This is a genomic window from Cryobacterium sp. (assembly GCF_025463825.1).
In the GTDB taxonomy this organism is placed as follows: Bacteria; Actinomycetota; Actinomycetes; order Actinomycetales; family Microbacteriaceae; genus Cryobacterium.
The window spans coordinates 1-7,102 of the sequence record NZ_JAODBG010000069.1 but is presented as its reverse complement, the minus strand read 5'-3'; the positions used below and the strand labels follow the sequence as shown (position 1 = coordinate 7,102).

Annotated in this window: 6 protein-coding genes; 2 read left to right on the top strand and 4 right to left on the bottom strand. The window is 67.1% G+C overall.

Translation table 11 applies throughout. The features are described from left to right. The first annotated feature begins 1,294 nt into the window (after window positions 1-1,294). Window positions 1,295-1,783 carry a YajQ family cyclic di-GMP-binding protein gene (locus JWP54_RS08570; RefSeq protein ID WP_297370375.1) on the top strand — a complete coding sequence of 163 codons (489 nt, stop codon included), beginning with the start codon at window positions 1,295-1,297 and terminating at the stop codon, window positions 1,781-1,783. Here the strand turns inward: JWP54_RS08570 and JWP54_RS08565 are convergent. From JWP54_RS08565 to JWP54_RS08550, 4 genes are read right to left on the bottom strand one after another with little or no spacing between them, the layout of a single operon-like run. Then, window positions 1,780-2,703, bottom strand: a complete 924-nt coding sequence (locus JWP54_RS08565; RefSeq protein WP_367274197.1) for an alpha/beta hydrolase — start codon at window positions 2,701-2,703, stop codon at window positions 1,780-1,782. The two genes, JWP54_RS08570 and JWP54_RS08565, sit on opposite strands and share 4 nt — an antisense overlap. Before the next feature lie 26 nt (window positions 2,704-2,729). Beyond that, complete coding sequence (locus tag JWP54_RS08560) at window positions 2,730-4,127, bottom strand: FAD-dependent oxidoreductase (RefSeq protein ID WP_297370372.1); 1,398 nt, start codon at window positions 4,125-4,127, stop codon at window positions 2,730-2,732. 10 nt (window positions 4,128-4,137) lie between these two features. After that, window positions 4,138-5,208 carry a polyprenyl synthetase family protein gene (locus JWP54_RS08555; protein ID WP_297370370.1) on the bottom strand — a complete coding sequence of 357 codons (1,071 nt, stop codon included), beginning with the start codon at window positions 5,206-5,208 and terminating at the stop codon, window positions 4,138-4,140. Window positions 5,209-5,239: 31 nt separating this feature from the next. Beyond that, entirely contained in the window at window positions 5,240-5,965 is a 726-nt protein-coding gene (locus JWP54_RS08550) for a class I SAM-dependent methyltransferase (protein WP_297370365.1), read from the bottom strand. 63 nt (window positions 5,966-6,028) lie between these two features. Between JWP54_RS08550 and JWP54_RS08545 the strand changes: the two genes are divergently transcribed. Beyond that, window positions 6,029-7,102 (top strand): isochorismate synthase MenF (locus JWP54_RS08545; protein WP_297370362.1); only part of this gene is annotated, 1,074 nt, incomplete at its 3' end.

The following is a 7,102-nucleotide window of genomic DNA, read 5'->3' as shown; positions in this document are numbered from 1 at the left end:
CTCCCACACGTGCCCATCGCAACTCCAAAACCTCGGCTTGTTGGACCATGGGCACACGTCCCATGGGGTCACGGACCCGTTATGCGTTATCGACCACATCGCAGCGACGAGGGGGAATGTCTCCGCTAGAGATGGCCGATTTCTCCATGTATTACGGCGAACGTCGACGTTCACAGCTACACGTTGGAAATGCGGCAGGATGATGCCCGTTGACCGATGGCTTCGTTCGCGTCGCCGCACAATGGCCGCTCCACGCCTGTCACGCCAGCGATTTCACTCGGCTGAGTCTCGGCCAACGATCGGGGATACCCCCGACTCACCGCATGTCGCCGTGCGGCTGCCCCAACACTCCCGTCTCTGTTCGAACTGGTCACAAGGAACTCCTCCGGTATGTGTGAATTTGAAGGTTGACCGTCATGCGGCTGCACCTGCAAGGCATTCTCATGGGAGAACGGACGCTATTACGTACCACCGACATTGACCCTGGGACGCGCGGCGAAGCGGCGTATGTACATGCGCCGCTACCGAAACATCGTCCTGTGACTAAACGCATCTTCTAACTATCCCGATGCCATATTTGCGGGGCAGGGTGACTCGTGTGGCCGCGTTCCTGCCGAATTTGGGTTGCGTCGGCAAAAGCTGCAAGATGCGCTCGGGCTCTGCGTGGTTTATTGCCCAGCCGTCAAGCTGCGCCACCTGGTCGCAAAGGGGGGCAGCATGACGCAAGACGAGTTCCGTTACTACCTTGAAAACCCGCCGGTAAGGCCACCGATCGCGCTCCAAGACTGACGCTCAATCCGCCAGCCCGCACCCCGAGGGCGCCGACGCCCTGGCTCGTTATGTTTTTGATCACGTCCCCGTTTATGGAAGGCTCGAGGCACCGTCGACTCCGAGAACTCCTTCGGCGCCATGATCCGGACGGCGTGCCTGTGCACGGTTTCCATTGAGGGTGGCGGGTCTACGACCTCTGTCACCCGGTTGGAATAGGTCGGCCGTTTCTGCCCGCCGCACCGGATTCTCCGGGACCTCACCGACCGACTCCGTCGAGCGCGATCCGCGGCTCTCCCAGTGCCGTCGGACCTCCCTGCACGCCGTCGACTCGCTGTTTGATCGACTGACAGACAGCTGACCGTTCTAGACTCAAAGGAGTTGCACCATTACCACCTGACCCCCGTATAGGGGTGTTTCGGTCGCCTATTGTGGCTGTGGTTGTGACACGTTCGCCCCAAGGCGACAAATGGTTTGGGGAATTGCCAGATCAAAGCGCGTAAACTGAGTAAATTGGAGCGAGCAAGTGGCAGATTCAACGTTCGACATCGTCAGCAAGGTCGACCCCATGGAGGTCGACAACGCGCTCAACCAGGCTCACAAAGAGGTGGCGCAGCGCTACGACTTCAAGAACGTCGGCGCATCGATCGAGATGAGCGGCGAGAAGGTGCTCATGAAGGCGAACACCGAGGAGCGCGTCAAGGCGATTCTCGAGGTGTTCGAGTCCAAGCTGATCAAGCGGGGTATCTCGCTGCGCAGCCTCGACGCCGGCGACCCGTACCCGTCGGGCAAGGAGTACCGCATCGAGGCCAGCATGAAGGCGGGCATCGACCAGGAGAACGCGAAGAAGATCAACAAGATCATCCGCGATGAGGGCCCCAAGGGCGTCAAGAGCCAGATCCAGGGCGACGAGCTCCGAGTCTCCTCCAAGAGCCGCGACGACCTGCAGTCCACGATGGCCCTCCTCAAGGGCAAGGACCTGGACGTGGCCCTCCAGTTCGTGAACTTCCGCTAGCTCCCTCGCGCGTAGGCGCGCAACCACCGGGTGAGAGATGCGTAGGCCGCGTTGCGCGGAGCCTCGGCCGACAGGATGACGTCATGCAGGGCGCCCTCGATGCGGGCCACCGTCACGGTGGAAACGAGCCGGACAGCCGCGCGGGCGATGTCGTCCACGACCAGCACACTGCCGAACTGCCTCATCTGGTCGCTCCAGCGCGGCAGGATGGTGGACCTGGCCGAAAGCAGCGTGAGGATCGGCACGCCGATGCCCAACCCGGCCGCCACCGCGGCGTGGCCCGCGAGCACGGCACTCAGCCACGCCCGGTGCGCCGGAAAACCGCGCGCCGGACGCCAGCGCGACTCGTAGGACCATTCGCCACCAAGCTCGGCCGAGACCGATCGACTGTAGAAGCCCAGTCGACCTGCGGCAGGGTTCCCAGCGGCTGCACGCGGGTGCCCACCTGCACCAGCGGCGAAATGAAGGCCCGCCCGGCCCCGCCGGTCTGAAACTCCAGCCACGGGCTGTTCAGCACGAGGGCGCCGGCGCGACGACCGGCCGGCGTCCACGCCGTGGCCCATCGCGGTGAGGGCGGCCTCGATATCGGCATCGTAGGTGGCCAGGTCGGCCACGTAGCCGGGGGTCTGATGATCACGCAGGCTGCGTCCGTACTTGCGTAGGTCGAGGGCGTGGAAGCGGGCGCCGAGACTGTGCCAATGCTCAGCGAGGCCGGTCTGGAAGAAGTAGTCCGACCAGCCGTGCAGATACAGCACGTCGGTGCCGTGCGCGGGGGCGAACGGCGGCACCGGGTGGGTCGGCGGCGGCCAGTAGCGCACCAGCGTGGCGACGACCTTTCCCTCGTTGTCCTCGCCCAGCCGGAGTGTGGCCGCCTGATACCCGCTGCCCAGCAGATCCTCCTGCCAGACAACGTCGCTCATGACCCCACCCTAGAGCGCGACGTGCGTTAGATCTGGGCGGGAACCTGGGCTCGGGAGACCTCGACCATTTCGTGGCGGGGAACGACCTTGACGCGGATGCGACCCTGCTCGGCGCCGAGACCGAGTTCGTGCTGGTCGAGGCGGTGCCAGCCGTCGAGGTTGGTGTAGGCCACGCCGCGAGACTCGAGCAGCTCCACGATGCTCTGCTCTGCGGGCGCCTCCGGGCGCCACCAGTTGCCCACGTCGTTGATCAGGTGCCGCACGGTCTCCATGGCATCGGACTTGGTGTGCCCGATGAGGCCCACCGGCCCGCGCTTGATCCAGCCGGTGGCGTAGACGCCGTACATCTGCTGGCTGCCGGTGCTGGACTCGAAGCCGGGCTCGCCCTTCCAGAGCACCTGGCCCTCACGGTTGGGGATCACGCCGCGCTTCTTGTCGAACGGGATGCCCGGCAGCGAGGAGCCGTAGTAGCCGACGGCCCGGTAGATGGCCTGGATCGGCAGCTCGCGGATCTCTCCGGTGCCGTGCACGCCGCCGTGGCCATCCGGTGCGGTGCGCTCGTACTTGAAGCCGCCGACCCGGCCGTTGCCGTCGTCGGTGACCTCGACCGGGCGGGCGAAGAAGTGCAGGTGCAGCCGACGCGAGGCGGCCCCGGTCTCGCGCTTGCGCCACTGGTTGAGAACCTTGTCGATCACGAAGACCTGCTTGTTGCTCGCCACGGCGGCGCGAGCGGCATCGTCATAGTCGAAGTCCTCGTCGTAGACGATGATGTCCACGTCGGGCAGTTCGCCAAGTTCGCGCAGTTCCAGGGGGGTGAACTTCACCGAGGTGGGTCCACGGCGGCCGAACACGTGCACATCGGTCACCGGCGAGGCCTTGAGGCCGTCGTAAACGTTCGCGGGAATCTCGGTGGGCAGCAGGTCGTCGGCGTGCTTGGCGAGGATCCGGGAGACGTCCAAGGCCACGTTGCCATTGCCGATCACGGCGACGGACTTGGCTTCGAGTGGCCAGGTGCGCGGCACGTCGGGGTGGCCGTCGAACCAGCTCACGAACCGGGCGGCGCCGTAGGAGCCCTCGAGCTCGATGCCGGGGATCGCCAAGTCGGCGTCATGCACCGCGCCGGTTGCGAAGATGACCGCGTTGTAGTGCTTCTTGAGGTCGTCGAGGGTGATGTCGGTGCCGTAGCGCACATTGCCGAACAGGCGGATGTCGCCGCGGTCCAGCACGTCGCGGAGTGCGTTGATGATGCCCTTGATGCGTGGGTGGTCAGGGGCGACGCCGTAACGCACCAGACCGTATGGAGCCGGCAGGTGGTCGAACAGGTCGATCGACACGTCGAAGTTCCGCTCGGCCTTCAGGAGGATGTCTGCGGCGTAGATGCCGGCCGGGCCGGCACCGATTATGGCCAATCGCAACTTGGTCATGAAAGCCTTTCTAGCTGGATCGCTCGACGATCGTCTCGGCGAAGCGGGTGAGCGCCTTCTTGACCGAGCCGTTGGGCAGGGGGGCAAGGGCGGCAACGGCATCACGGGCCCATCCGTGGGCCTCCGCGAGGGTCTGGGTGGTCACGTCGTGTTCGCGCAGCGCGGTGATGGCCGCGTCGGCGGCGTCGGTGGCGACGCCCTCACTCCTCATCACATCGGCCTCGAGGCGGGCGACCAGCGACGCGGCGCGCGCATCCGTGGTGGCTCGCTCACGCAGGCGCAGCAGCGGCAGGGTGGCGACGCCGGCGCGCAGGTCGGTGCCGGGCACCTTGCCGGTCTCCTTCGGCTGCGGTGACAGGTCGAGCACGTCGTCGATGAGCTGGAAGGCGACGCCGATCCGCTCGCCGAACTGCACGACCGGGGCCTCGAACTCGGCCGGCGCATTGGAGAAGATGACGCCGGCCTGCGCGGCGGCCGCGATCAGGGAACCGGTCTTGTCGGCGAGCACCTGGATGTAGTGGTCGACGGGGTCTTCGCCGTTCTTCGGGCCGACGGTCTCGTGCAACTGGCCGAGGACGAGGCGTTCGAAGGTGTCGCCCTGCAGGCGCACGGCGCGTTCGCCGAGCCGCCCCATCAGCTGGTTGGCGCGGGAGAAGAGCAGGTCGCCGGCGAGGATAGCGATGGAGTTGCCCCAGACCACCTGGGCGCTCGGCACGCCACGGCGCTTGTCGGCGTCATCCATCACGTCGTCGTGATACAGCGAGGCCAGGTGGGTGATCTCGATGGCGGCCGCGGCCCGGATGACGTCGGGGACGGTCCCGTCTCCCAGGTGCGCGGTGAGCAGGGCGAGCATCGGGCGTACCCGCTTGCCGCCCGCGTCGAGCAGGTAGCGGCTGGTGACGGCGGCGATCTCGTCGGCGAAGACCAGCTCGCCGAGCAGGGTCGTCGTCACTTCTTCCAGGCCGTTGTCGATGCTGGTCGCCAGGCCGCGGTCGGCGGGGGTGGAGAAGATTCGATCGCTCAGGCCCAGTTGCGACGTTACCGACGGGCTCCGGCGGGCCACGGGGGCGGTCAATTTCACTCTGTCAGCCTAACGATCGGATCTGGGAGTTTCAGGAGGTTGCAGCGGGGGCGTCCGCGGCCTTGATTCCGCGGTGCAGAGCCACGATACCGAGACTGAGGTTGCGATACGCGACGGCGTCGTATCCGGCGTCCCGCAACCAGGCGCTGAGGGTGGGCTGGTCGGGCCAGGCGGCGATGGACTCGCCCAGGTAGTCGTAGGCCTCGGCGTTGGAGGAGGCCAGCTTGACGATGCGCGGCATCACGTGGTTGAGGTAGGCGAAATAGCCCACCCGCACCGGGGAGAACGGCGGGGTGGAGAATTCGCAGATGACCACGCGGCCGCCGGGCTTGGTGACCCGGTAGAACTCGGCGAGCGCCTTCTTTGGCTCCACGACGTTACGCAGGCCGAAGGAGATGGTGACGGCGTCGAACTCGCCGTCCGTGAACGGCAGTTGGGTGGCGTCAGCCTGCACGAACTCCACGTTGGGGTTGTCGGCGTGCCGTTCGCGGCCGACCTTGATCATGCCCTCGGAGAAGTCGGCGGCCACGACGTGCGCGCCCGTGTGCGCCAGGGCGACGCTGGAGGTGCCGGTGCCGGCGGCGATGTCGAGGATCCGCTCGCCCGGTTTCGGGTTGACGGCCCGGGTGGTCGCGACGCGCCACAGCGACGCGTTGCCCACGGAGAGCACCGCGTTGGTGCGGTCATAGTGCGTCGAGACCAGATCGAACATGGCGGCGACCTGTGCTGGCTGCTTATTAAGATCTGCTCTACTCACCGGTCCAGTCTAGATTGCGGGGCGCGGCCCGGGTATCCGGAGGCGCAGGCGTAGGGTAGACGAGTGAATGCGCCCGCTCTAACGGTTGAAACCTCCCCGATTGCCGACATTCGCCAGCTGATCCTGCTGCTCGACGCCCGCGAGCCGCTGCTCTGGATGCGCCGCAACCAGGGCCTGGCCGGGATCGGCACGGCGCTCCGCCTCGAGTTCTCGGGGCCGACCCGCATGACGGATGCCGCCGCCGCGTGGCGCGAGGTCGTCGCCGCGGCGACGGTGACCGACCCGCTCGCGCGCACGGGCACCGGGCTGTTGGCGTTCGGCACCTTCGCCTTCGACGATTCCTCCAGCCAGACGAGCGTGCTGATCGTGCCCGAGGTGATCGTGGGCCGCGAGGACGGCCAGTGCTGGGTCACTCGGATCTGGCCAACCGGGCAGGCCGCGCCCGAGATCCCACTGGCGCTGCATCCGCTCGGCGACGAGTACCGCATCTCGCTGCAGCCGGGGGCGTTGCAGCCGGCCGGCTACCGGGAGGCTGTCGCCGTCGCGGTTGACCGCATCGGCGCCCAGGACGTGAGCAAGGTGGTGCTGGCCCGTGATCTCGTCGGCCGGCTGCCCGCCGAGTCCGACCTGCGCCGGCTGCTGACCGACCTGGCACTGGGCTACCCGGACTGCTGGACCTACGCCGTCGACGGCCTGGTCGGGTCCAGCCCGGAGACCCTCATCCGCGCTGACCACAACGAGGTCAATGCGCGAGTGCTGGCCGGCACCATCTCCCGCGGCGTCGACGCCGCAGCCGACATCGAAGCGGCGCTCGCCCTGGCTACCTCGAGCAAGGACGGCGACGAACACGAGTTCGCCGTGCAGAGCGTGCTGGCGGCGCTCCGGCCGCACACCTCGGTGCTCACCACGAGCGAGATCCCGTTCACGGTGAAGCTGCCGAACCTCTGGCACCTGGCCACCGACCTCGAGGGCACCCTGAGCGACGGGTCCACCTCGCTGGACCTGATCGCGGCGATGCACCCGACCGCGGCGGTCGCCGGCACCCCCACGCAGGACGCGCTCGCGCTCATCCGCGAACTCGAGCCCTTCGACCGGGGCCGGTACGCCGGCCCCGTGGGCTGGGTCGGCGCCGACGGC